Source organism: Streptomyces sp. NPDC050535 (assembly GCF_044457665.1).
Taxonomy (GTDB): domain Bacteria; phylum Actinomycetota; class Actinomycetes; order Streptomycetales; family Streptomycetaceae; genus Streptomyces.
The window spans coordinates 290,074-312,163 of record NZ_JBITHE010000001.1 but is presented as its reverse complement, the minus strand read 5'-3'; the positions used below and the strand labels follow the sequence as shown (position 1 = coordinate 312,163).

18 protein-coding genes are annotated in these 22,090 nt (G+C 71.0%); 4 read left to right on the top strand and 14 right to left on the bottom strand.

The features are described 5' to 3' along the window. Positions 1-164 precede the first annotated feature (164 nt). From ACIBLC_RS01280 to ACIBLC_RS01250, 7 genes are all read right to left on the bottom strand, one after another. Entirely contained in the window at positions 165-1,736 is a 1,572-nt protein-coding gene (locus ACIBLC_RS01280) for an MFS transporter (RefSeq protein WP_399209242.1), read from the bottom strand. A gap of 131 nt (positions 1,737-1,867) precedes the next feature. Next, positions 1,868-2,140 (bottom strand): hypothetical protein, encoded by a 273-nt coding sequence (locus tag ACIBLC_RS01275; RefSeq protein ID WP_399208516.1) that lies wholly within the window; start codon positions 2,138-2,140, stop codon positions 1,868-1,870. A 52-nt stretch (positions 2,141-2,192) separates the two neighbouring features. Further along, the gene (locus ACIBLC_RS01270) at positions 2,193-2,822 is read right to left on the bottom strand and encodes a PDZ domain-containing protein (protein ID WP_399208515.1); all 630 of its coding nucleotides are present in this window, start codon (positions 2,820-2,822) and stop codon (positions 2,193-2,195) included. A 246-nt stretch (positions 2,823-3,068) separates the two neighbouring features. After that, complete coding sequence (gene cyc2, locus ACIBLC_RS01265; protein WP_399208513.1) at positions 3,069-5,252, bottom strand: germacradienol/geosmin synthase Cyc2; 2,184 nt, start codon at positions 5,250-5,252, stop codon at positions 3,069-3,071. 144 nt (positions 5,253-5,396) lie between these two features. Beyond that, positions 5,397-6,575, bottom strand: a complete 1,179-nt coding sequence (locus ACIBLC_RS01260) for a damage-control phosphatase ARMT1 family protein (RefSeq protein ID WP_399208512.1) — start codon at positions 6,573-6,575, stop codon at positions 5,397-5,399. Beyond that, on the bottom strand, positions 6,568-7,185 hold the full coding sequence (locus ACIBLC_RS01255; protein ID WP_399208511.1) for a hypothetical protein: 618 nt from the start codon (positions 7,183-7,185) through the stop codon (positions 6,568-6,570). The genes ACIBLC_RS01260 and ACIBLC_RS01255 overlap by 8 nt, the downstream gene beginning before the upstream one ends. Before the next feature lie 88 nt (positions 7,186-7,273). Continuing rightward, positions 7,274-9,073: a S8 family peptidase gene (locus ACIBLC_RS01250; protein WP_399208510.1), complete on the bottom strand. Its 1,800-nt coding sequence runs from the start codon at positions 9,071-9,073 to the stop codon at positions 7,274-7,276. Between the two features lie 487 nt (positions 9,074-9,560). Here ACIBLC_RS01250 and ACIBLC_RS01245 point away from each other — a divergent pair, with 487 nt between their 5' ends. Then, positions 9,561-10,496, top strand: a complete 936-nt coding sequence (locus ACIBLC_RS01245) for a lytic polysaccharide monooxygenase (RefSeq protein ID WP_399208509.1) — start codon at positions 9,561-9,563, stop codon at positions 10,494-10,496. 61 nt (positions 10,497-10,557) lie between these two features. Here ACIBLC_RS01245 and ACIBLC_RS01240 read toward each other — a convergent pair whose 3' ends face one another. The 4 genes from ACIBLC_RS01240 to ACIBLC_RS01225 form a co-directional block, all read right to left on the bottom strand. Next, entirely contained in the window at positions 10,558-11,910 is a 1,353-nt protein-coding gene (locus ACIBLC_RS01240) for a cytochrome P450 (RefSeq protein WP_399208508.1), read from the bottom strand. A 69-nt stretch (positions 11,911-11,979) separates the two neighbouring features. Then, on the bottom strand, positions 11,980-12,339 hold the full coding sequence (locus ACIBLC_RS01235) for a DUF742 domain-containing protein (RefSeq protein ID WP_399208507.1): 360 nt from the start codon (positions 12,337-12,339) through the stop codon (positions 11,980-11,982). Next, on the bottom strand, positions 12,336-12,749 hold the full coding sequence (locus ACIBLC_RS01230; protein WP_399208506.1) for a roadblock/LC7 domain-containing protein: 414 nt from the start codon (positions 12,747-12,749) through the stop codon (positions 12,336-12,338). Before ACIBLC_RS01230 ends, ACIBLC_RS01235 begins: the two co-directional genes overlap by 4 nt. Continuing rightward, a complete protein-coding gene (locus tag ACIBLC_RS01225; protein ID WP_399208505.1) occupies positions 12,746-14,101 on the bottom strand; it encodes an ATP-binding protein in 1,356 nt (451 codons plus the stop codon). The genes ACIBLC_RS01230 and ACIBLC_RS01225 overlap by 4 nt, the downstream gene beginning before the upstream one ends. Positions 14,102-14,314: 213 nt before the next feature. Between ACIBLC_RS01225 and ACIBLC_RS01220 the strand changes: the two genes are divergently transcribed. Beyond that, positions 14,315-15,256 (top strand): helix-turn-helix domain-containing protein, encoded by a 942-nt coding sequence (locus ACIBLC_RS01220; RefSeq protein ID WP_399208504.1) that lies wholly within the window; start codon positions 14,315-14,317, stop codon positions 15,254-15,256. Positions 15,257-15,287: 31 nt separating this feature from the next. Here the strand turns inward: ACIBLC_RS01220 and ACIBLC_RS01215 are convergent, their stop codons facing one another. Beyond that, complete coding sequence (locus ACIBLC_RS01215; protein WP_399208503.1) at positions 15,288-16,577, bottom strand: YhgE/Pip domain-containing protein; 1,290 nt, start codon at positions 16,575-16,577, stop codon at positions 15,288-15,290. A gap of 408 nt (positions 16,578-16,985) precedes the next feature. Between ACIBLC_RS01215 and ACIBLC_RS01210 the strand changes: the two genes are divergently transcribed. Continuing rightward, complete coding sequence (locus ACIBLC_RS01210; RefSeq protein ID WP_399208502.1) at positions 16,986-18,026, top strand: YbhN family protein; 1,041 nt, start codon at positions 16,986-16,988, stop codon at positions 18,024-18,026. Positions 18,027-18,394: 368 nt separating this feature from the next. Beyond that, positions 18,395-19,360 (top strand): sugar ABC transporter substrate-binding protein, encoded by a 966-nt coding sequence (locus tag ACIBLC_RS01205; protein WP_399208501.1) that lies wholly within the window; start codon positions 18,395-18,397, stop codon positions 19,358-19,360. An 84-nt stretch (positions 19,361-19,444) separates the two neighbouring features. Here ACIBLC_RS01205 and ACIBLC_RS01200 read toward each other — a convergent pair whose 3' ends face one another. Together ACIBLC_RS01200 and ACIBLC_RS01195 are read right to left on the bottom strand one after the other, a co-directional pair. Then, positions 19,445-20,785, bottom strand: coding sequence for a pectate lyase (locus ACIBLC_RS01200; RefSeq protein WP_399208500.1), 1,341 nt, complete (start codon positions 20,783-20,785; stop codon positions 19,445-19,447). 208 nt (positions 20,786-20,993) lie between these two features. Further along, complete coding sequence (locus tag ACIBLC_RS01195) at positions 20,994-21,950, bottom strand: MHYT domain-containing protein (protein ID WP_399208499.1); 957 nt, start codon at positions 21,948-21,950, stop codon at positions 20,994-20,996. Between the last annotated feature and the right edge of the window lie 140 nt (positions 21,951-22,090).

The following is a 22,090-nucleotide window of genomic DNA, read 5'->3' as shown; positions in this document are numbered from 1 at the left end:
GCTGATCCGAACGACACGCAGGTCCTTTTGAAGTGGCCTGGGCCCAGGCCGTGTTCGAGTTCGCGGCAGTCGTGCTCGACGCGCCGGCAAGAAGTGGGGCGGCGCGTCGGCGCCGGCCGAACCGACCCACCCGCACCGCACGGCAGGTGGGCCGAGTTGTCGCGTCAGGCACGCATCGGGTGCTCGCCCTCGGAGGGGGACGCCGGAACGGTCGGGGTCGCCTCGGTCTCTCCCTCCGTGACCGCCGGGGTGCCCTTGCCCCCCGGGTGGCGCAGGGCGACGAGGTATCCGATGCCGAGCGCGATAGCCATGCCGTAGAAGACCCACTGGTTGGCCTCGGCGAAGTCCATCCGCACGCTCGGCATCGCGTCGCGTGCGGCGCTCGCGGCCGGCCCGGTACCGGTGGGCAGGCGGGCGTCTCCGTTACCTGTGACCGCCTCGGCGATGTCCTTCGCCACGCCGTTCGCGGTGTCCGGCGACACCCCGCGGGAGGTGAGCGTCGACACGACGTTCTCGGTCGTCCGGTGGGTGAGGATCGTCCCGAGGACGGCCAGGCCGACACACGCCGCGTAGTTGCGCACGGTCTGTGTGATGCCGGTGACCTCGCCGTAGGAGGCACCGATCGCCCGGTTGACGGCGTCTGTGGAGGCGGGCGCCAGGATGAATCCGATGCCGGCGCCGGCGAGGGCCACGTAGGGCCACTGGTCGTGCATCGACAGATCGGTGAGCTTGTTGGCCCACAGGGCGAATCCGACGGCGCCCAGAGCCGTGCCGATTCTCATCGGTCCCCTGGCTCCCTGCTTGTCCAGCATGCGCCCGCCCCACTGGGAGGCGATCGCGAAGCCCGCGAAGAAGTACAACAGGTACAGCGCGGCTTGGTTGGGGGAAGCGCTGAGCGAGACCTGGGCGTAGACCGAGGCGAAGAAGAACACCGGGACGAAGGCCAGCATGGCGAAGAACAGCACCAGCGCGTCCACGGTGAACGCCTTGTCACGGAACACCGCCAGGTTGACCAGCGGGTGCCGCCTGCCCCGTTCGTAGCGCCAGAACAGGACGAGCACCGCCAGACCGCCCAGGATGCACGCCCAAGTCGCCGCGCTGTCCCAGCCCCAGGTCGCGGCCTGCTGGAAACCGAGCACGCTCACGCCCATGCCGACCGCGATGAGGACGGCACCGACGACGTCCAGCGACTCGTCACGCCGCCGGTCCTGGACGCGCGCCATCATCGTCAGGACGAGGGCCACGACGGCGACGGGCACGTTCACCCAGAAGATCGACCGCCAGGTCCAGGACGTGAGCCAGCCGCCCAGCAGTGGTCCGATGGCCGTCAGCGCCCCGGACAGGCCGAAGAACAACGCCAGGGCCCTGCCCCGCCGCTCCACCTGGAATACGGCCACCACCACGGCCAGGGCCGCCGGGAACAGGAGCGCCGCTCCCAGCCCTTGTGTCGCCCGGAAGATGATCAGCCAGGTCTGGGCGAAGTCCCCCTTGGGGACGCAGCCGCAGAGCACGGAGGAGATGACGAAGACGAGGGTGCCGATGATGACGACCCGGCGTGGCCCGAAGAGGTCCGCCAGGCGACCGCCGAGGGCGAAGAACGCCGCTAGCGACAGCAGATAGGCGTTCACCACCCACTGCATGCCCGAGGCGGTCAGGCCCAGCTCGTTGACGATGTCCGGAGCCGCGATCGAGACGATTGTCTGATCGATGAACGTCATCGACACCGCGAAGAGCATGACCGCCAGAGTCAGCGTCTGGTTCGCAGTCCTGGGCGCCGGTTCAGCGGCCGCGCCCCGCGCCGCTTGAGTGCCACTCACTCATTCATTTTCAGCCGCTTCTCCGGGCATCGCATCCCCAGCGCGGTCCCTCACCCCCGGGTGGCCTCCGGGTCCGGCGGCGGCCCGCGCGAGCCCTGGCTCCGTAGCTCCCCGGGCGAACCGCTCACCTGCCGCCGGTCGCGCCACGGACGGCCAGGTCCATCGGTAGCCGGCATCAGGGGTTCAGCGCCTCCCATGCGCCGCAGGGCGAGGAAAGCCTGGGCGGCGGTGACGAGGGTGGCGTGGTGGTGCCGGCCGCGCCAGGTGCGGCCCTCGACGTGGCCCAGGCCGCGCTTGAATCGGTTGACTTCAGGCGCATCCACGTACCCGGCATGCTCTTGATCAGCGCAAACGCCATGACCCGACGAAGCACTACTAGGTCACGACCCCGGGAGTCGCCGAAAGCTGCTGCCGGTCGCCGTTCGCGTGCCGCACCGTGAGGGTGCCGGCGGTTCCGGGCTCCGCGGCGGCGACCGCCCGTGCCAGGTCGGCGGCCGCGTCGACGCGGGTACCGCCGTAGGCGAGCAGGACGTCGCCGCGGACCAGGCCCGCCGTGTGACCCGGCCCGGGGACGTGGACGCCGACGACGAGCGCGCCGGTGCCCTCGGGGACGTCGACGGCCTCGACGCCGAGCGTCGCCCGCGCGGACTCCTCCTCCGGTCGCTCCTGCGGCTGCTTCCCCTGGGGCTCCTTCGCTTCCGGCTCCCTCGCCGGGGTCGAGCGCCCGGCGCCCGGCGCCGACTTGGATCCGCTCGGCGGCGCGGCCCCGGCGGTCTGCTTCTGGAGGTCCGCCAGCTTGCTCATCCCGATCACGGTGGCACCCAACGTGCCGAGTCCGACGCCCGACAGCACCAGGACGGTCCCGACGAAGAGCCCGAAGAGGAGGGTCATCAGCTTTTTGCCGCGCCGCCGCGCGGCGTGCGGACGCCGAGTGCCGGCGCCCGGTCGGCCGCCGCCCGGCTCCTGACCGGGCATCGGCTTGGGACGCAACGCGGTCTGTTCCATGGATCGCCTCCGGCGGATGCTCTGTGGATCGCCCCCGGCTGTTGCTACCCGGCGCCCGGCCGCACGACGATTCACGAACGAGTGAGACTGCCACGCGCGTTCTATGGCAGGCCGCCGGCGACGCTGTGCCCGGCGCGACCGAAGCCGGGCCCAGCGCGACCGAAGCCGCCCTTGGACGTGGGTCCGGAGCAGCCGAAGCCGCCCCGGAGAGCTCCGCGAGCTTCTCCGGGGCGGCGGGTGTGCGGCTCAGACGGACGCGGAGACCTGACTCCCCGACCAGCCGAACGGCAGCGCGGGTGCCTGGTCCGGTACGAAGCCGTGGGCGCGGCGGGCCAGGTCCGCGGCGCCGTAGCGGTGGCAGTCCTGGTGCCATTTCAGGATGCCGGCAAGCCAGTTCTCCAGCTCCACGACATAGCCCCGCATGATCCCGCGCACCTCTTCCGAGAGCTTGAAGTCCTCGTACAGGATGGGCAGTTCATGCGCGGCGACGTGCTGGAACTGCTGCATGCGCTGGGTCATCAGGTCGTGGATGACGGCGAGCGCGGTCGGGTAGTCGCAGCCGAAGAAGTTCTGCACGACGAGGATGCCGTTGTGCACCTCACCCTCGTACTCGATCTCCTTCTGGTAGGAGAAGACGTCGTTCAGGAGCATCGCGTAGTCCATCGCGGCGTTCTCCAGCGACCGGACGGGGCCGCTGCGGTAGACCTCCGGCGGTACCTTCCGGCCGTGGCCGATGCGGCACAGGCTCATGGTGAGTTCGGAGCCGAAGGTGGCGCGGCGCATCTCCAGGTAGTCGACCGGGTCGGGGATGCGGTGCTGCATCTGGTTGGACAGCTCCCACAGCCAGCTCTCCGTCATCACGTCGACCGCGGCCCGGAACTGGCGCCGCTCGTCGGTGTTCATGTCCGCGGCGGTGCGCTGCCAGAGGTCGATGAGGCCACGCTCCATGCCGTTGGCGGGGACGGGGACCGCCTCGCCGTCGATGGGCATGCAGGCCGACAGCCGCTCGGTGACCAGTTTGGCGGCGGCCAGGTCACGGCGGTTGCCGAAGACCAGCGGGTAGTAGTCGTCGCCGTAGGTGCCCCAGGCGAGCCACTGGGAGCTGACGTCGAGGGCCTCCGCTTCCGCGTCCGGGTGGATGCCCGCCGCGCACAACGGCAGGTCGTAGGCGAGGAGTTTGTCCTCGTCCCAGACGCCCTCCCGGAGCATGCCCATGGCGTCCATCCAGCCGGTGAGCCGGTCTCGGGCGCCCGCCAGGTGCGGGCTCAGCGTCAGTTGGAACGGCATGTGGAAGTCGGGGAGTTGCGAGGGCCCGACCTTCTGGAACGGGGCGTGGGTGTACGAGCGAAGCCGCTCGGCACCGGCCGCGGAGAGCAGCGCGCCGACGTCGACGGCGGACGTCCCGAACCCGGCCGCTCCGAAGCGCTCGCCCTGCGACAGGGCCCCCTTGTTCATGTAGCGGCTGGACCGCAGGTGCCACTCGTGTCCGCCGGACTGCCAGTCCTGGAGTCCCTGGGTGTACGCGGCGATCGCCGCGACCTCGTCCGGGGTGAGTCCCTTCTCCAGGGCCAGCGCGGGCACTTCGGTGAACGCCGTGTGCTCGAACTGGTGGAGCCGGGAGGTGAGCACGTCGTTGACGATGTCGGCGGCCTCCTGGGTCGTGCAGTCGAAGAAGGTCTCCAGGACGAGGACCCCGTTGCTGAGCTCGCCCTCGTCCCCGACCTCGCGCTCGTAGGAGAAGAGGTCGTTGCGCAGATGCACGCCGTCGGAGAACGTCTCCATCAGTACCCGCAGCGGCCTCGACTCGGCTACGGCCGCGGGCACTTCACGGGTCGCGTACTCGACGATCCCGGCCGACCAGGGGGCGCCGCCCACCTTGCGGCGCATCTCGATGTACTCGACAGGGTTGGCGACCCGGCCCTCGTTGATGTTGGAGAGCTCCCACAGCGACTCGTTCAGCAGGTGCTCGGTGGAGACAGCGAACCGCCTGCGCCACTCCAGGGACATCGAGGGCACCGTGCGTGCCCAGAGGTCGGCGAGTCCCGCCTCGACGGGATTCTCCGGTTCCGGCACGGGAGTCGAGAGGTCGAGCGGCATGAAGAGCGGCAGCCGGTCGAGGTAGGCCTTGCCGCCGTCACGGTCCTGGCTGCGTTTGAAGGTCTCCAGGAAGTGGTCGTCGAAGAAGAACACCCACACGTACCAGTCGGTGATGAGCGAGAGTGCCGGGCCGTCGCAGTCGGGGTGCGTGTACGCGCAGAGCAGCCCGTAGTCGTGCGCGTCGAGGTCGGACTGTTCCCAGATGCCGGAGCCCTCCAGCATGCCCATGCCCCGGGCCCACTCGACCGTGTGGGCCCGCGCCTCGTCGAGGTGCGGGTTCAGCCGCGCCTGATACGGCATGTAGAAGTGCGGAAGTTCGAACGGCTGCGTCATGGCCGGGCCCTACCCATGGCCCTCCGGGGGCATCCACCGGCCCGGACATGATCACACCATCGCGTGAATCGTCGGGAGAACGTACGGCACACCGGCGATGTCGTGCGTGACGTCACGGTGCGCGTCGTCGGAAGGCCCGCCCGCTCAGCGTCTTACCTGGATCAGCGCGTGCGTGCCGCCGGTGCGCCAGCGCTGTTCCTCGGCGGCGTCGAGCGCGGCCTCGGTGCGGGCGTCGAGGCCGACGGTCACGTCGGACTTGAGGGTGCGCAGGGCGGCCACCGGGCCGGGGAAGTACGCGGTGGGGGCGGCGAACGGTGTCGTGGCGGTCCAACGCCTGTCGCCGATGAGGCGGCGGTAGTTCAGATCGCCTTTCATGATCGTCACGTCCGCCCCGGCGAACTCCTCGCGCAGGTCGTCCGGCATGTCGGCGTACGGCAGCGGCGCGCAGGAGAAGGGGTGTGCCCGGAGCGTGAGACGGCCCTCCGTCATGGCATCCCAGAGGCGGTGACCGGACTCGCCGGCGGCGCCCTTCGCGGCGACGAGGTGGCGCAGGGCGTCGACCACGTCCGCGGTCGTGGCGTCGGAGACGTAGTACGGGTACGGCTTCACGTGCAGGACGGCCCGCCCGGCGCGGCCGTGCCGCAGCAGATGGTCGACGAGGAGGAGGTCGGGGATCAGTTCGCGGCCCGCGTTGTCCGCGACCACGCAGACGGTGCCTCCGGCGAACAGGGAGCGCAGCGACTCGCTGTCGTCGGCCACGAGTTGCGAGGTGCCGGCCGGTTCACCGGCGGTGGTGGCGGCCAGGCGGAATCCGAGGTCCGCGCGGTTGCCCCACAGCGAGCCGTGCAGCAGGGCCGACTCCTGCTCCTCGACCGGCCGGTGTGCGAGTTCGTCGAGGGCGGCGAGTTCCTCGGCCGCCTCCGGAGTGTCGAGCTCGGCGAGCTTGAAGGGGCGGAAGGGGTCGACGCCCTTCCACGGGCCGTCCGCGAAGTACCCGACGGCTTCGAGGAGTTGGCGGTAGAAGTAGCTCTCCGACCACAGGAAGGGCACCTCGAACCAGGACCGGCCGAAGTACTCCCGGCCCCACGCCTCCCAGCGCTCACGGTCGGCCGCCCGCGCACCGAGCGGTTCGATGACGCCCTCGGCGCAGTTCTCCAGCAGGGCGTCGAGCGCGCGCTGCCGCTCCGGGCCGTACGGGAAGGCGTCCCGCACCTTCCGGATGAGCGCCGGATGCCGCTCGGCCAGCACGCTCCACGGGAACGAACCCGGCACGTCGCTGAGGATCACAGGTTCGGCCGCGCGATCGGAATCGGCTTCAGGCATGGGGGTGCGGTCCTCCGTGGCTGGGCAAGGCCTCGGCAGGCACAGTAGCCTCCTTGGCCTTGTCGTCATGGAGAAGCCGGTCCGCGTACCCCGCTTTGGTCCACATCAGCTTCTTGAACTGCTCGGGAGTCAGCACCCCCTGCCACTCCGAGCCGTCCGGACAGCAGACCGACTCGCAACCGGAGCAGTAGTACGCCGCCCGCCACATCCGCTGGGCGCGCGGTTCACCGACGTTCACGACATCCCTCTCCCGCGCCTCGCCGCGGATCACGCTGATGGTGGCGACGAACAGAAGGACCGCCCACAGCACCCCGCCGACCGTGTAGAGCGGCTTGTCCTGTTGCGTACCGGTGTAGGCGAGGCCGAGGCCAAGCCCGGCGATCACCAGGCCCTCGACGAAGTGCAGGAACGAGTCGAAGGTGTCCGTGGCTCCGGGCGACGCGGCCAGCCGGTCGGAGAGACTGCCGCGCTGCGGTTTCCCGCCGGTCCGCCAGTCGTCCTTCTCGCCGGCTCTCTCCTCGGCGCAGGTCCGCTCGACCGTCCGCACCGATGATCCCCCGCAGCCCGGACAGACCACGCCAACCGCCCCCTGGGCCGCCTCGTTCGCCATGCCCGTCACACTATCCGGCGTGCGCGAAGGCCTCGCGGCGCCCCGGAACCCGGGGCGCCGCAGGGCACCGTACGACGGAAGCCGGCTGTCAGAAGGTCAGCTTCCAGCTGTTGACCGTGCCCGTGTCCTGGGCGGCGGTGTCCTGGACACGGAGCTTCCAGGTGCCGTTCGCGGTCTCGCTGGAGGCGTTGACCGTGTAGGTGGCGCTGACGTTGTCCGCGGAGTCCGAGGAACTGGCGGCCTTCAGGCGGTACGCCGATCCGTCGGGGGCGACCAGGTCGATCACCAGGTCACCGCGGTAGGTGTGGGTGATGTCGACAGCGACCTGGAGGGCGGCGGGCGCGTTGCCGGTGCGGCCGCTGACGGTGATCGGCGACTCGACGGCGGAACCGGCGTCCGGGACGGCGACGGCCGAGGTGCTGCTGAAGGTGGTGCCCCCGGTGGAGCCGCCGGACCCGCTCACCGCCTGCACGGTCTTGGTCGCGTCCGCCAGACCCGCGCCGCAGCCTCCGGTGCAAGTACCGGGCAGCGTACGGGCGTTGGTCTTGATGGCCGACTCGATCTGGGCCGGGGTCAGCGAGGAGTTCGCCGACTTCATCAGCGCGACGAGGCCCGCGATGTGCGGGGCGGCCATGCTGGTGCCCTGGTAGTACGCGTACGACTCCGTGGACGGCGTCTTCGTACCGGAGTTCAGCGTGGACAGGATGCCGTTCGCGGTACCGGTGCTGGTCTGGCCGCCGGGGGCCGCGATGTCCACGAGGGTGCCGTAGTTGGAGTACGAGGCGCGGGCGCCGGTGCGGTTGGTCGCGGCGACGTTGACGACGTTGTTGCAGCTCGACGGGGAGTAGCCCGAGGTGTTGGAGTTCTCGTTGCCCGCGGCCACGACGACCGTCGTACCGCGGTTCACGGCGGCGGTGATGGCGCTCTGGGTGGCGGACGTGCAGGCGCCCGAGCCGCCGAGGCTCATGTTGATGACCTTGGCGACATTGGCGTTGGCGGGGACGCCGGAGACGGTGCCGCCGGACGCCCAGGTGATCGCGTCGATGATGTCGGAGTCGTAGCCGCCGCACTTGCCGAGGACGCGCAGCGGGGAGATCTTCGCGTTGTACGCGATGCCCGCGACGCCCTTGCCGTTGTTGGTGACGGCGGCGATGGTGCCGGCGACGTGCGTGCCGTGCCAGGACGAGTCGCTGGAGCCCGTGCCGGTGCCGCACTGGTCGGTCGCGTACCAGTCGCCCGGGTCGGCCGGGTTGCTGTCGCGCCCGTCGCCGTCGACCGAGACCGCGGTGTCGGAGATGAAGTCGTAGCCGGCGACGATGTTCCCGGCGACATCGGAGTGCGTGACGTAACCGGTGTCGATGACGGCGACCGTCACACCGCTGCCGGTGGAAGTGGCCCAGGCGCCCGGCACGTTCATGCCCGCGGTGGACTCGAACAGGTCCCACTGCTTGGTGTACTCGGTGTCGTTCGGGTCTGCCTGCGGCTTGTTGAGGCGGTCCGGTACGACGTACGCGACCTGCGGGTCCGCCCGGTACCGCGCGATGACGTCGGCGACGTCCGCCTTCCCGAGCTCGGCGCCCAGGTCGACGAGGGCCGCGCCGGTGCCGAGGCGGCGCTGGAAGTCGAGGTCCTCACCCGCCTGCTCGCCCTTGGCCCGGGCGTCGGCGTCGGCGGCCTTGTCGGAACCGGCCTCGGCGGCACCGGACTTGTAGCCGACGATCAGGCGCTCCGCCGGGGCGGCGGCCGGCACGGCGGGGGTGGCCTGAACACCGGCCGCGGGGGTCTGGGCGACGGCGACCGAGGTGGTCGTACCGGCCAGCAGGGCGGCGGATATCGCGGCGACGGATATCAGCTTCCGTCCGGCGTCACGGGAGTGGGAGGTACGCAAGGGTTTGCCTTTCGGAGCCGGCTCCGGGCGACGGGACGCGACGCGGAGCAGCGGTCGATTCGCTTCGTCGTCGAAGCGGCGGGGGGTGCGAAACCAGAAAGCGGCGCGGGGGCCGACCATGCGCGAGCGACCCGGTCAGGGGTTTCCTGTGGGGTGGCTGTGGTCGAACAATAGGCAAACCGCAGGTGAGGGAGATACAGGGGAAACCCTCGATCTGGCCGACAACCGACCCTCACATACAGACAGTTGGCCGCGAATGTCGCGTTACACCACTCTTGTGGATCTGAACACGGGGCGCCTGGTTCCCGTACTTCACAGTGCGGGTGCGGCCGCTCAGGTGATGCGGTGCGGCCGCACCGGCTTTTCCCGCCGCGCTTTCCCGCTTCACCCGCTCCCCGCTTCACCCGCTTTCCGCTCGGCCCGCTTCCCGTGGCACCCGCAGTCCCGCTTCACCCGCTTTCCTGTATCCGCCGAGGAGACCCACCGGATGACCGCACACCGCACCGCCACCGCGGCCGCCGTCGCCGTGGGGCTGCCCCTGCTGCTCACCGCCCTGTCGGCGGGACCCGCCCACGCACATGGCGCGCCGACGGATCCGGTCAGCAGGGTGGCGGCGTGCTCCCCCATGGGCGGCGGCAACACGGGCACGGCGGCCTGCGCGGCGGCGATCGCCGCGAACGGCGCGCCCTTCACGGCCTGGGACAACCTGCGCGTCGCCGGTGTCAACGGCCGCGACCGCGAGGTGATCCCCGACGGGAAGCTGTGCAGCGGGGGCCTCCCCGAGTACAAGGGCCTCGACCTCGCGCGCGCCGACTGGCCCTCGACCCGCCTGACTCCCGGCGGTTCCTTCACTCTCAGGTACAGCTCGACGATCCCGCACACGGGGACTTTCAAGCTGTTTCTGTCCAAGCCGGGTTACGACCCGAAGCAGCCACTGAAGTGGTCGGACCTGCCCGCGCAGCCCTTCGCCACCGCCACCGATCCGGCTCTCGTCGACGGCGCCTACCGTGTCAAGGCCACGCTGCCGTCCGACCGGAGCGGTCGTCAGATGCTCTACACGATCTGGCAGAACTCCAGCACCTCGGACACCTATTACTCCTGCTCGGACGTGGTCTTCCCGACGAAGAGCACGGGAGGGGACAAGGGCGGGCCCGCCGCGCCGACGACCTCCGCCGCCGCCGCCCGGCGAACGCCTTCGCCCAGCGCGTCGAAGACCCCGGAGCCGCGGAAGACGACTTCTCCGGCTGAGCAGACGCCCACCCGGACCCCCCTCGCACCGGCCCGGGAAACGGCGCCCGACAACCTCACGCCCGTCGCCGACAGCGACTCCGGAGGCATCACGACACTCCCCCTCGTCGCGGGCGGAGCCGCCGCGTTCCTCCTCACTGCGGGCGTCGCCCTCACCCTCTGGCGCCGCCGCTGACCGGGCCGGGTGGAGCCCGGCAACTTGCCAGCACACGCTGGCGAGTTGCCACCCCCGAAGGTCACTCCCCCCGCCACCAGACCGCCAGTCGGCCCCAGCCACCTTCCGGCCGGTCGGGCACCCCTGGGGCCGGCTCATCCTTCACCACCGGTACGGCGCTCCCGTACGACGGCCGCGCACCGTTCGTCCGTACCAGCGCCGCGGTCGGCGGGAAGCGCACGGGCAGCGCGGCGAGCGCCCGGTGGAACGGTCCGGGACGCCAGACCAACTCCGCCGCGGGAACCGCCAGTTCGACATCGGGGAGCCGGTCGAGGAGCTTCTCGACCGCGGCCCCCGCGATCAGCCGGGCCGGCTCCCGCGCCGGGCAGTTGTGCGGACCCGCACTCCACGCCAAGTGACCGCGGTTGCCGCGCCGCTGATGCTCCGTCAGGGCAGGGTCGGTGTTGGCGGCGGCGAGACTGACGACGAGCGGCTCGCCCGCGCGTAGCAGCGCGCCCGCGTACTCGACATCGCGCTTCGGGAAGTGCACGGCGTAGTTGGCCAGGGGCGGGTCGGTCCACAGCAGCTCGTCGAGGGCGTCGTCCACGGGCAGGCTGCCGCCGGACAGACCGTCCGCGAAGCGTTCGTCGCAGAGCAGCAGGCGCAGACTGCCGGCGATCAGGTTCTGCTGGGGTTCGGTGGCCGCGCCCATCAGCAGGACGAGGGTGTGGACCAGCTCCTCGTCCGTCAGCCGGGCGGGGTGTTCCATCAGCCAGGTCGTCACGTCCTGGCCCGGCTCGGCGCGCTTCAGCGCGACCAGGTCGAGCAGGGTGCTGGTGACGAGCTCGTCGGCCCTCTCCGTGTCCACCCCGTCGAAGATCCCGGACATGCCCTCGACCAGCCGGACTCCGTGGGCCGCCGGGCAGCCGAAGAGGTGGTTGAAGACGAGCAGTGGCAGGACCTGCGCGTACTCGGCGAGCAGATCCGCGGTCCCGAGCGGCGCGAACCGGTCGACGAGCGTGTCGGCGCTGCGTTCCACATATCCGCGCAGCATGCCCGCCTCCACGCGGGCCAGGCTGTCCACGACCGCCCCGCGCAGCCTGCGGTGCTCCGCGCCGTCGGCGAACAGCGCGTTCGGCCGGTACGCCATCATCGGCACGACAGGGCTGTTCCCCGGCACCGTGCCGTCGGCCAGGTCCTTCCAGCGACGGGCGTCCTTGGAGAAGGTCTCGGGACTGCGCAGGACGTGCAGTGCGGCGTCGTAACCGATGACGAGGGTGGCCCGCACACCGGGCGCCAGCTCGACCGGCGCGGTCGGTCCCGCCTCGCGCAGCCGCCGGTAGACGGCGGCCGGGTCGGCCGCGAACTCCGGCCCGTGCAGCGGTTCGTGGAACGGACAGCCCCGTGGCGGAGCGGGCGGTGGTACGTCGGTCACGCGTGCTCCAGTTCACGGGTGCGGGTCGGCGGACACTCCCGCCGAGGCCGCTCAGGTGGGCACATGGGTTCAGAGGCGGCCGCGGAGCCCGTCGAGCACCTCCTGGAGGACGCGGGTGTCCGTCGGCCGCGCGGCGGGAATGGGCGCGCGGGTGACGAGGTGACCGCTGTCCATCAGGTCGGCGACCAGCACCTTGGTGACACTGACCGGCAGCGTCAGATGCCCGGCCACCTCGGCGACGGACAGTGCTCCGGGCAGGCACAGCTCCACCAGCCGGCGCTTCTCCGGGCTCAGACCGGTCAGCCGCGGACCGTCGGCGGCGATCAGCAGGGTGACGAGGTCCAGGGTGTTGCGGGACGGGTGGGAGCGGCCCTCGGTGACGACGTACGGCCGCACCAGCCGCCCTCCGGAGCGGCGCCCGGGCGTCATGCCGGGCTGCCGGTGTCCTGTCGGGCCGGGCTCGTCAGCTCCTTGCCGAGCTGGTCGACCAGTTTGTACATGCGGTAGGTGACCGCCTCCATGTCCACGTTCTCGGTCGTCGACACCGCGAGGTAGGCGCCCTCACCGGCGGCGACGAGGAAGACGTAGCCATGCGCGAACTCGATCAGGGTCTGCTGCCACGGGGTGTGCGGGCTGCCGCAGAACTCGGCCGTGCCGCGGCTGATCGCCTGGACCCCGGACAGGCCCGCGGCCATCCGTTCGGCGTCGTCGCGGCCGATGTCCACGGAGTGGGCGCGGAGCATGCCGTCGGCGGACAGCAGAATCGCGTGCCGCGTCTCGGGCACCTTCAGGACCTCGTCGAGCATCCACCCCAGCTCGTTGGCCATGGGAACGGTCATCCCTGTGTCTTCCCTTCGTCCGGGTGGGGGCTTTCTTCGGGTATGCCGGAGGTGTCCTGCGCGGCCCGGCCGGAACGGGTACCGCGGGCGAACGCGCCCATGCGCCGGGCCTTCTCCGCCGCCGAACGGCCTTCGGTCTCCTCGGCCTCCGGTGCGGACGGTGTGCCGGTCGCGGGTTCGGCGGTCGCCGCCGCCCGGGGTGCGCGGCGCCGCCGCCTGGGCAGACCCCCGGCGGTGGTCACGCCACCGGACACGGCTTCGGCCGTACGAGGGGACACACGCGCCGGTTCGACCGTGGCCGGGGACTCCCGCATCTTGGCCACGTCCGTCGCTGTGTTCGAGTCCGTGGCCGCGTCGAGGTGCGTGAGCAGGGTGTCCGGTACGAACACGACCGCGCGGACGCCTCCGTACGGCGAGCGGGTGTCCACGGAGACGGTGAACCCGTAGCGAGCGGCGAGCACGCCGATGACGGCCAGGCCGAAGCGGGGCGGGTCGCCGAGCCCGGTGACGTCCACCGTCTGCCGTCCGGAGAGCAGTTCGGCGGCCTGCTCCGTCGCCCGGACGTCCATGCCGACCCCGGCGTCGTCGATGATCACGCGGGCGCCGTTGTGCGTGGACCTGATGTCGACCTCGACGGTCGCTCCGGGCCGCGAGTGGCGGGCCGCGTTGTCCAGGAGTTCGGCGACGGCGAGGACCACCGGCTCCACCGCCCGGCTCTCGACGGCGAGGTCGGCCTCCCCGACGATCCGGATCCGCCGGTAGTCGCGGATGCGTGAGGTCGCGCCGCGGACGACCTCGACCAGCGGGGAGGCCTCCCGCTGCCGTCCGGGCCAGGAGCCGCACAGCACGGCGACGGCCTGTGCGCGGCGGCTCAACTGGGCGTTGCTGTGGTCGATCTCGAGCAGGCCGCGCAGCACGTCGGGGTCGTCGTGACGGTCCTGCATCGCGGAGATGGACACCTGCTGCTCGTTGGCCAGCGCCTGGACCGAGCGCATCGACGCCTTCGTTCTGGCCTTCGCGGACCGGTCGGCACGGGACCGCGCGCGCTCCACCGCACCGGAGAAGCTGTCGAGGACGCCGTCGAGACACTTGGCGAAGTCCGTGTCGGCCAGCCGGCCGTCGAGCGGACCGACGGCCAGCGGCGACCGCTCCGGGGAGTCTGCGAGCGCCGGCAGGCGCACCTCGACCAGATGGCGCAACTCCTCGTCCCGGGCCCGTAGTCCGTCGGCCAGCTCGGCGGCCCGGCCACGCTGCCGCGAAGTCATCCCGCGCTGGCGCACCCACAGCACACTGACGGCGAGCAGGCCGACGGCAAGACACCAGAACGCCGCCTCCGGTATCGCTTCGCTCATGGGGCTCAAGTCCTCTGAAGACGTACGTGAGTCGGTTGAGGCGCGAGTGACGTGGCGCCCAACGCTAGCCCCGCTCCCACGCCCGCGCTTGTGCCCGCGCGCACGGAAGTTTCCGCCATACGCACCGACCGGGTGGACTACCCTGAACAGGAGTAACTACGGCCTTTTGTGCGGGAGTTGATGGTGTCGTCGTTGTCCGCGGGAAGTTATGTCGTGGAATCGCGGACGACCGGTGAAGTGCACCCGCGCGAGCGGACCCACTTCTGGAGCGAGCACATCGGGTCCTATGAACCCCGGATGGGCTACCGCTACGCACGCACCGACAACTTCCGCGGCGAGACGGTCCGTCAGTACACCGGGGCCTACCAGTTGGTCCGCGTCCGGTCGGACGAGATCGAGTACAGCAGGACCGCGCGGCAGGTCCGGGAGGACCCCGACGAGGGCTACCGGTTACTGCTCCCGCTCACCGGCGAGATCGTCGTCCGGCAGAGCGACCGGGAGACCCGGCTGACACCGGGAACGGGCACGCTCGTCTCCTTCGGGGCGCCCTTCGAGTGCCTCCAGGACGCCTCCGCGCAGGCGTTCGTCCTCACCATCCCGGCCCGCGAGCTGGACGGCCCGCTGAACCGCAGATCACCGCTGGCCACCAGCCTCGACCTGAGCAGCGGCCTCGGACGCGTGGTGAGCTCCATGGTGAGTGACCTGCACGCGGAGCGCGACGACCTCACCGACCTCCAGTTCGACGCCGTCGCCGACCGGGTCGTCGAGCTGCTCTGCCTGTTCGCCGCCTCCGACGACCGCCCGGACGCGCCCGGACACCTCACCGACGTGGAGACGATGGTCCGCCGCTTCGTGCGCGAGCACGCCGCCGACCCCGCGCTCACCGGTACGTCCATGGCCCGTACCCTCGGCTGGTCCCTCCGCCAGGTCCAGTTGGCCCTGCAACGCGTGGGCACCACCCCCCGTGACCTGATCCGGGAGGAACGCCTGCGTCTGGTCCGCGAGCGCCTGCGGTGCGGCGACTGCGAACACCTGACGATCACCGATCTCGCGTACGCCTCCGGCTTCTCCTCGGCCAGCGCGCTGAGCACGGCGTTCCGGCAGCGCTTCGGGGTGAGCCCACGGGAGATGCGGCACGCCGGGCGGCGGGCGTGAGCGGCGGCGAGGACTACTACCCGGCGGGAGTTCAGGCGGGCTGCGGAGTCAGGCGGTGCAGGCCCCTGCGGTCGTAGTAGCGGGTCATCGCGAAGCCGAAGAGCAGCGCGACGGCGGAGCCGACCACGATCATGAGCCAGGCGCGGGTGAGGCCGGCGTCGGCGCGTGCGTCGAAGAAGAGGATGGCGCGGACGCCGTCGCTGAGCTGGCGCATGGGCTCGAAGACGGACAGGAAGCGGTAGAAGCCCGGGACGGCCTGGAGCGGGACGGTGGCTCCGGAGGACGGCAGGCCCAGGACGATGAACACGAACATGGCCACGAGCTGGCCGATCCCGCCGAACGCGGCGTTGATGGCCTGGACGCCGAGCCCGACGGCGAGACTGGCGCAGTAGGAGTAGATCCACAGCAGGGGCAGGTGGGAGGCGTCCATGCCGAGGATCGCCACGGTGGCCACCATGATCAGGGTGGTGGTGAGGACGGTGAGTCCGGCGGTCATCGCCATCTTCAGCAGCAGCGTCTGGGTACGGCTGATGGGCACGGTCGGGCGGCGGGTGTGCCAGGGGCCGATCTCGGTGTCCGCGTAGCCGAGGCCGCTGTCGACGCCCGTACCGATGATGTTGGCGCCCATGAAGCCGGCCAGCACGAGCAGCAGGGTGTAGTAGAACGCGGTCAGGCCGAGGCCGGTGTTCTGGCCGATGGGGTGGCCGACCTTGATGGTGACACCGACCGGATCGGCCAGCAGCAGCCGCTCGGTGGAGCCGGCCCGCGCCGTGGCCGGAGCCGCCACCAGTTCCTTGCCGATGTTCAAGGAGGCCTGCTGGGCGGCCTGTTGGGTGATCCTGCTCGCCAGCGACGATCCGAAGCTGCCCATGCCGGGGTTGGTGAGCACAGTGATCGTCGGCCGGGTCCTGGCGTCCGCGGTGGTGAGCGCGGCGACCGAGTCGGTGAAGCCGGCGGGGACGACCAGGGCGCCGTAGATCTTCCCGGAGGCCAGCTCGTCCCGCGCCTGCGCGCTGGTGAGCCGGTGCCAGTCGACCGTTCCGGAGGTGCCCTCGGTGACCGACCTGGTGAGGGTCGTCCCCAGGTTCTCCTGCTGACCGGACAGCGGCTCGCCCCGGTCCGCGTTGACGATGCCGATGGGCAGGTCGTGCAGGGAACGGTTGGGATTGACGATGCCGCCCATGTAGAGCAGCGACAGCAGCAGGGCGAGCAGCCCGGTCAGCACGGTGGGCACCAGCCACAGCTTGGGGAGGCGCAGCAGCCTGCCGGCCCGCGCCTGCGCAGGGTTCTCACGGAGCGGCTGTCCGCTGTCGTCGGCCATGGTTCTCCCTGGGTTCTGGGCGGCACGAGTGCGTCAGGCCAGAATGTGGGGTCTCCCGGCGCCCCCCGCCCAGCGACGCGCCGCCGACCGCCACACACCACGCTTGCGCGCCGCCACGCGACGGAGCGACGCGCCGCCGTCACCCACTCGATGCGGGCCGGCCGGACCCGCCGGGGCGGGACGCGAAGCCGTCGAAGCCGGCCCGTGACAGCGGGCGGCGGCAGGCGGTGGTGACCGTGATTGACAGGTTGGGGTGGCCAAGTCGCCCAGGCTCCGACGCCGCGTCGGTTTCCGGACACCCTGTGGTCACGCGGGCGGGGAACGCTCCCCGCGTCCCCCTCTTGCCTCGCCTTGTATCCGTCCGACCCGTGACCCCGCGGGACGCGACGCGGAAGGACGACGTGCGACGTGTCCCAGATCCGGATCGACGAGTTGTCAGGGCCGCTCACCCTGACGCTCGCACCCTCCCCCTGCCCGGTCCCCTCCCCCGCCACCCCTTCCTCCCCCGCCCTCTCCCCCACGCGCCACCTCCGGCCGGCGCTCAGCCTGGCCCCGCTGCTGCTGATCGGCGCGTGGGCCGCGGTTGACTGGCGTGCGATGCACGACGGGACCGCGCGGCTGGCCTCCGCCGACCCCTGGTGGCTGCTGGCCGGACTGGTGTTCACCTGCCTGTGCTGGGTGAGCGCCTCCGTGACCCGGCAGGGAGCCATCCCCGAGCGGCTTCCGCCGGGCCCCCTGCTCGCGTCGCAGTTCGCCGCCGGCGCCGCGAACCACGTACTGCCGGCCGGGATCGGCGCGCACGCCGTCACCCTGCGCTTCCTCCAGGGCCGCGGCATATCCCTCGCCCGGGCCACCGCCTCGCTCGCCCTGTACTCGCTGGTCAGACCGATCGCGAAGCTGGTGCTGATCCTCGCGTTCCTGCTCGCCTTCCCCGGCACGCTCCAGATCGGCCAAGTCATCCCGGACCGGCGGACGTTGCTGCTGGCCGGCGCGGGCCTGCTCGTCGCCCTCACCGCGACCGCCGTGCTGGTGACGGTCGTACGCCGGGTGCGGCGCCCGCTGCTGGAGTTCCTCCGCACCGCCCTCACCGACGCGCGGATCCTGCACACCCGGCCCAGCCGGGTACTCGCCCTGTGGGGCGGCGCGGCCGCCTTCCCCCTGTTCCAGGCGGGCGTACTCGCCTCGGTCGGGGCCTCGCTCGGAATGCCGCTGCCCTGGCCGCACGTGGTCTTCGCGTATCTCGCGGCCAGCGCCGTGGGCGGAGCAGTACCCGCCCCGGGCGGCATCGGGCCGGTGGACGCGGCGCTGGTGATCGCCCTGGTGGTGTTCGGCGCGCCGATGACACTCGCCACGGCGAGCGTCATCGGTTTTCGCGTCCTGACCGTCTGGCTGCCCCTGCTGCCGGGCGCGATCGTGCTCTCCGCGCTGGTCCGCCGCAAGGTGCTGTGAAGCGGGCGGCGCTGTGAAAGGCCAGGCACTGTGAAAAACGGCGCCGCCCAGGGCAGCCCCCTCGATGCTCCGAGGCGCCGGAGCCCCTGACTCGCACGTACTGGGAGCGGTCCGCCCGGTCACGGCGGAGACATACCGACGGCGGTAACGGACGGTGGTGCGGGGCCCGGTGACATCACCAGCCCCCGCACCACCGTCCGTTACTCATCGCGCAACATCACCTTGCGTTCCGCGAGGGGTGAGCTTCGGCCACCCGCCGGTACCGTCAGCCGCCGTCGCACGGCTTCCCTCTCGCGTGACCGGACGGCAGGCATCCGGGCTGTCGCGAATCGAGCCGCTTCCCGTCCGCCACGAAAGGCGCCACATCCATGCCTCTGTCCCACCGGCCCCGAAGATCGCTGGCCGCGTCGGCCGTCGGCACCGCCCTGGTGCTGAGCGGCTGTGGAACACAGCCGCAGTCCCTGATCGACTCCGGCCCCATGACCATCGGGTTCGTGAACGGCGCCGACACCGCGTTCCACACCTGTCTGCACAAGGCGGTCGAAGAGGAGGCCACCGCCCAGCGCGTCGAGCTCTACACGGCCAACTCCCGCCAGAACCCGGCGACGGAGCTGTCCAACATCGAGGACATGATCGCCAAGGACGTCGACGCGGTCATCGTGCAGACGGTCGACGTCAACGCCCTCAAGGACGACATCGCCAAGGCCAGGAGCGCGAAGATACCCATCTTCCTGACGTCCTTCGCCCCCGACGACACGTCGGACCTCCTCGGGGCGGTGGTCGTCGACCTCGAGCAGGTCGGGAAACTGGACGCCGACTGGCTCGCCAGGGACGCCGCGGGACAGAAGGTGGAGGTCGGCGTCATCGCCGGAGCGCCAGGAGCCGCCTCCGACCTGCTCACCTCCGGGTTCACCGAGGAACTGCCCGCCAACGCCAAGGTGGTGGCGAACGAGCCGGGCATGTTCAACCCCGTCAAGGCACAGGCCGTCGCCGCGGACATGATCGAGGCGCATCCGAACCTGCGGTACGCGTTCGTCGCCAACGAGGAGATGGCCTTCGGCGTCCGCAAGGCGTTCGACGCGGCCGGCGCCGAGGACGTCCGGATCGCGACGGTCAACGGCACGGACGAGGGCCTGGCCGCGCTCAAGGACGGCCGTTTCTCCGCGACGGTCACCAACTCGGCCATGAAGATCGGTGAGTTAGCCATGGAGAACACGGTCGACCTGCTCCGCGAGTACAAACAGGTCGACAAGATCACGGATCTGCCCATCCGTCTCATCACCAAGGACAACACCGACCTCGCCCCGATGTACTGCGCCCCGGAGGACGACTGAGAAGGCCCCGCCCCTCGGAGGCGGTGGGCCTTCACCGCCAGGAACCCGGTGAAGGCCCACGTCACGCACGACGACCGGAGCGGGTCAGGAGTAGGTGATCCCCGCCGCGCTGTAGCGGCAGTACGTGCCGTCCGGCCCGCTGCCAAGCGCGGCCGGTTCGGCACCGGTGCTGTTTCCCTGGAAGCGCTCGCACACGGTGATCTTCTTGCCGCTGTCACCCACGATGGTCACGCCCGAAATGCTGGCCGTGTCACCGTAGTTGGAGTTGATGCCGGCCAGCACCTTGCCGGGGCTGGTCGCCCTGACGTTGCTGATCACGACATGGCGTTCGTACTGCGTCTTGCAGTTGCCGCACGAACGGTAGAGCTTGCCGAAGTCCGCGACCTGGAAGTTCCTGATGGTCAGGGTGCCGGCGCCGTTGTGCTGGAAGACCTTGTCGTCCGCGCCCTTCGCGCCACCGCCGTCGACGACGTACGCGGCCGAGGCCGACTTCCCCTTGAAGGTGGCGGCGTCCTCGCCGACGTCCTCCCACCACACGTTCCGCAAGGTGCAACTGCCCAGGCAGTGCACGCCGTCCGCGGCCGGGGCGCCGAGGACGACGTTCTCCAGCACGGCGCCGTCGGCGAGCTCGAACAGCGGTCCCTGGTCCTCGTCCTGACCGGCGCTGCCGAGGTCGCCCGAGCCGTAGAAGCGCCCCAGGCCTCCGTCATAGGTGCCGGAGACCGCGATGGTGGCGGTCACCGCCTTGCCGCCGGTGACCGTGGGCCAGGCTCCGAGCGTGCCGCCCGTGGTAGAGGAAGTCGCCGACGCGGTGGCGGACTTGGTCGCGGAGACCGACGCCGAGGCCGAAGCCGAGGGCGCCTTCGACGCGGAGGCCGATGACGTCGCCGACGGCGAGGCGCTCGGGGAAGCGGTGCGCGACGCGGAGGCCGATGCGGACGCGGCCGGTGCGGCGGAGGCGTCCGCGGCCTCCAGGGTCCAGCTCTTGCCGCTCGCCTTGTCACAGGAGTTCTGCTGCGCCAACTCACCCTTGAGAGCCAGGCACTTGGCGCTCCCGGCGTTCACGAGGTGGAAAGCGGAGCCCAGTTCGCTCAGCTTCCACACCTGGGAGTCGCTGCCGTCGCAGTCCTGCCGCTGCACGGCCTTGCCCGCTGACGTCGAGGCGCCCTTGACCCCGACGCAGAGGTCACCCGCCGCGGCCGTGACGGTGAACCCGCCCTCGGTGTCGGCGAGTTCCCACGTCTGCGCGGCGCCGTCCGCGCACTCCGTGGCCACCAGTTGCGTACCGCCCGACGGCACCGTCAGGCAGTTGCCGTCGGCGCCGTTGACGATCCGGTACGTCCCGGCGCCGGGACCGGCCGCGGAGGCCGACATCAGGACCCCCGTCGTGATCGCGCCACCGGTCAACGCCGTTGCCAGGGCCACGACCAGGACACCTCGACGGCGGTTCGTTCTCCTGCGCCGCGACCGGCGCGGTTCTGCTCTCTCGCTCACGTCGTCACTCTCGTTCGGAAGTTCGGGCTGCCCTTCTGTCGTCACCGGACGATCAGAGGTTGCCGGGCAGCCCAAACGTTTCTCCACGAAGGCGGCGGTTCAGCACCGGTCGCAGGTGGTCACCGGAGATCGCCGCTCGTCACCACTGACGCGGCGGCCTCGGCCCCGGGTCATAGGTACGCGGGCGGTTGTCGTCCGGCGCCCCGAAGAAGGAACCGGACTGTGCCGACGCCGACCCGGCCGAAGCGGCGCCATCCCGTCGCCCAGGAGCCGCGCCGTCCCGTCGGCCCGAAGCGGCCGCACCCCGTCGCACCGGATCGGCGACCTCGCGTCGCCCCGGCGCGGGACGGCTCCACTCCCCGTCACCCAGAACCAGCAGCGGGTCGAACATCACCACCACCCCCGCCAGCAGCAGGAAGGTGACGGGTCCGATGAGCATGGGAAGCAGCAGCGAGTAGGCGGAACCGCCCGTCGAGGCGGTGCCCGACCCGCTGTGAAGGTGCACGCTGACGGCTGCCATACCCGTGTAGTGCATGCCGGTCACGGCGACGCCCATGACGAGGCTGGCCCCCAGACTCGCCCTGAACCCGCGGATGCTGACGGCGGCCCAGAGCGCGGCGGTCGCGGCGAAGACGGCGATCGCCACCGACAGCCCGACCGTGACCGCGTCGTAGCGCAGACTTCCGTTCACCTGGATGGCCGCCATGCCCACGTAGTGCATGACCGCGACCCCGAGACCGGTGAACGTACCCGCGACGAGCAGGGCCACCGGGCCGGACCCGAAGTGGCCGACCGCGAAGACCCCGATGCCGACCACGGCTATCGCCACCGCGAGGCTGAGGATCGTCAGGCCGACGTCGTAGCGGATACGCGATTCCTGGACCTGGAAGCCGATCATGGCGATGAAGTGCATCGTCCAGATGCCGCACCCGATGGACGCCGCCCCGAGCGCGAGCCAGCCCGGCTTCCAGGAATCCTCGGTCCGAAGCGATCGCGTGATGCACCGCAGACCCAGCGCGGCCCCCAGACATGCCATGACATATGCGGTCACCGGTGTGACCATGCCGTAACTGAACCCGTCGACTGTCCCCTGCATACGCCAGCATCCCCCCGGACCATGGCCATTGTGGAGACCCTGTGTACTTGCCATCGGTGTGTGGGGGCAAGACGTTTCGACCGGAATCACGATTAACTTCTTGTCACGGCCGTCTCGCGCAGAACAGCACAGACAGCCGC

Excerpts from the sequence above, each read along its gene's own strand:
- ACIBLC_RS01280 (WP_399209242.1), bottom strand. The coding sequence starts at position 1,736 with ATGCTCTTCGCGGTGTCGATGACGTTCATCGATCAGACAATCGTCTCG.
- ACIBLC_RS01270 (WP_399208515.1), bottom strand. The coding sequence starts at position 2,822 with ATGGAACAGACCGCGTTGCGTCCCAAGCCGATGCCCGGTCAGGAGCCG.
- cyc2 (WP_399208513.1), bottom strand. The coding sequence starts at position 5,252 with ATGACGCAGCCGTTCGAACTTCCGCACTTCTACATGCCGTATCAGGCG.
- ACIBLC_RS01260 (WP_399208512.1), bottom strand. The coding sequence starts at position 6,575 with ATGCCTGAAGCCGATTCCGATCGCGCGGCCGAACCTGTGATCCTCAGC.
- ACIBLC_RS01255 (WP_399208511.1), bottom strand. The coding sequence starts at position 7,185 with ATGGCGAACGAGGCGGCCCAGGGGGCGGTTGGCGTGGTCTGTCCGGGC.
- ACIBLC_RS01245 (WP_399208509.1), top strand. The coding sequence starts at position 9,561 with ATGACCGCACACCGCACCGCCACCGCGGCCGCCGTCGCCGTGGGGCTG.
- ACIBLC_RS01235 (WP_399208507.1), bottom strand. The coding sequence starts at position 12,339 with ATGACGCCCGGGCGCCGCTCCGGAGGGCGGCTGGTGCGGCCGTACGTC.
- ACIBLC_RS01230 (WP_399208506.1), bottom strand. The coding sequence starts at position 12,749 with ATGACCGTTCCCATGGCCAACGAGCTGGGGTGGATGCTCGACGAGGTC.
- ACIBLC_RS01225 (WP_399208505.1), bottom strand. The coding sequence starts at position 14,101 with ATGAGCGAAGCGATACCGGAGGCGGCGTTCTGGTGTCTTGCCGTCGGC.
- ACIBLC_RS01215 (WP_399208503.1), bottom strand. The coding sequence starts at position 16,577 with ATGGCCGACGACAGCGGACAGCCGCTCCGTGAGAACCCTGCGCAGGCG.
- ACIBLC_RS01205 (WP_399208501.1), top strand. The coding sequence starts at position 18,395 with ATGCCTCTGTCCCACCGGCCCCGAAGATCGCTGGCCGCGTCGGCCGTC.
- ACIBLC_RS01195 (WP_399208499.1), bottom strand. The coding sequence starts at position 21,950 with ATGCAGGGGACAGTCGACGGGTTCAGTTACGGCATGGTCACACCGGTG.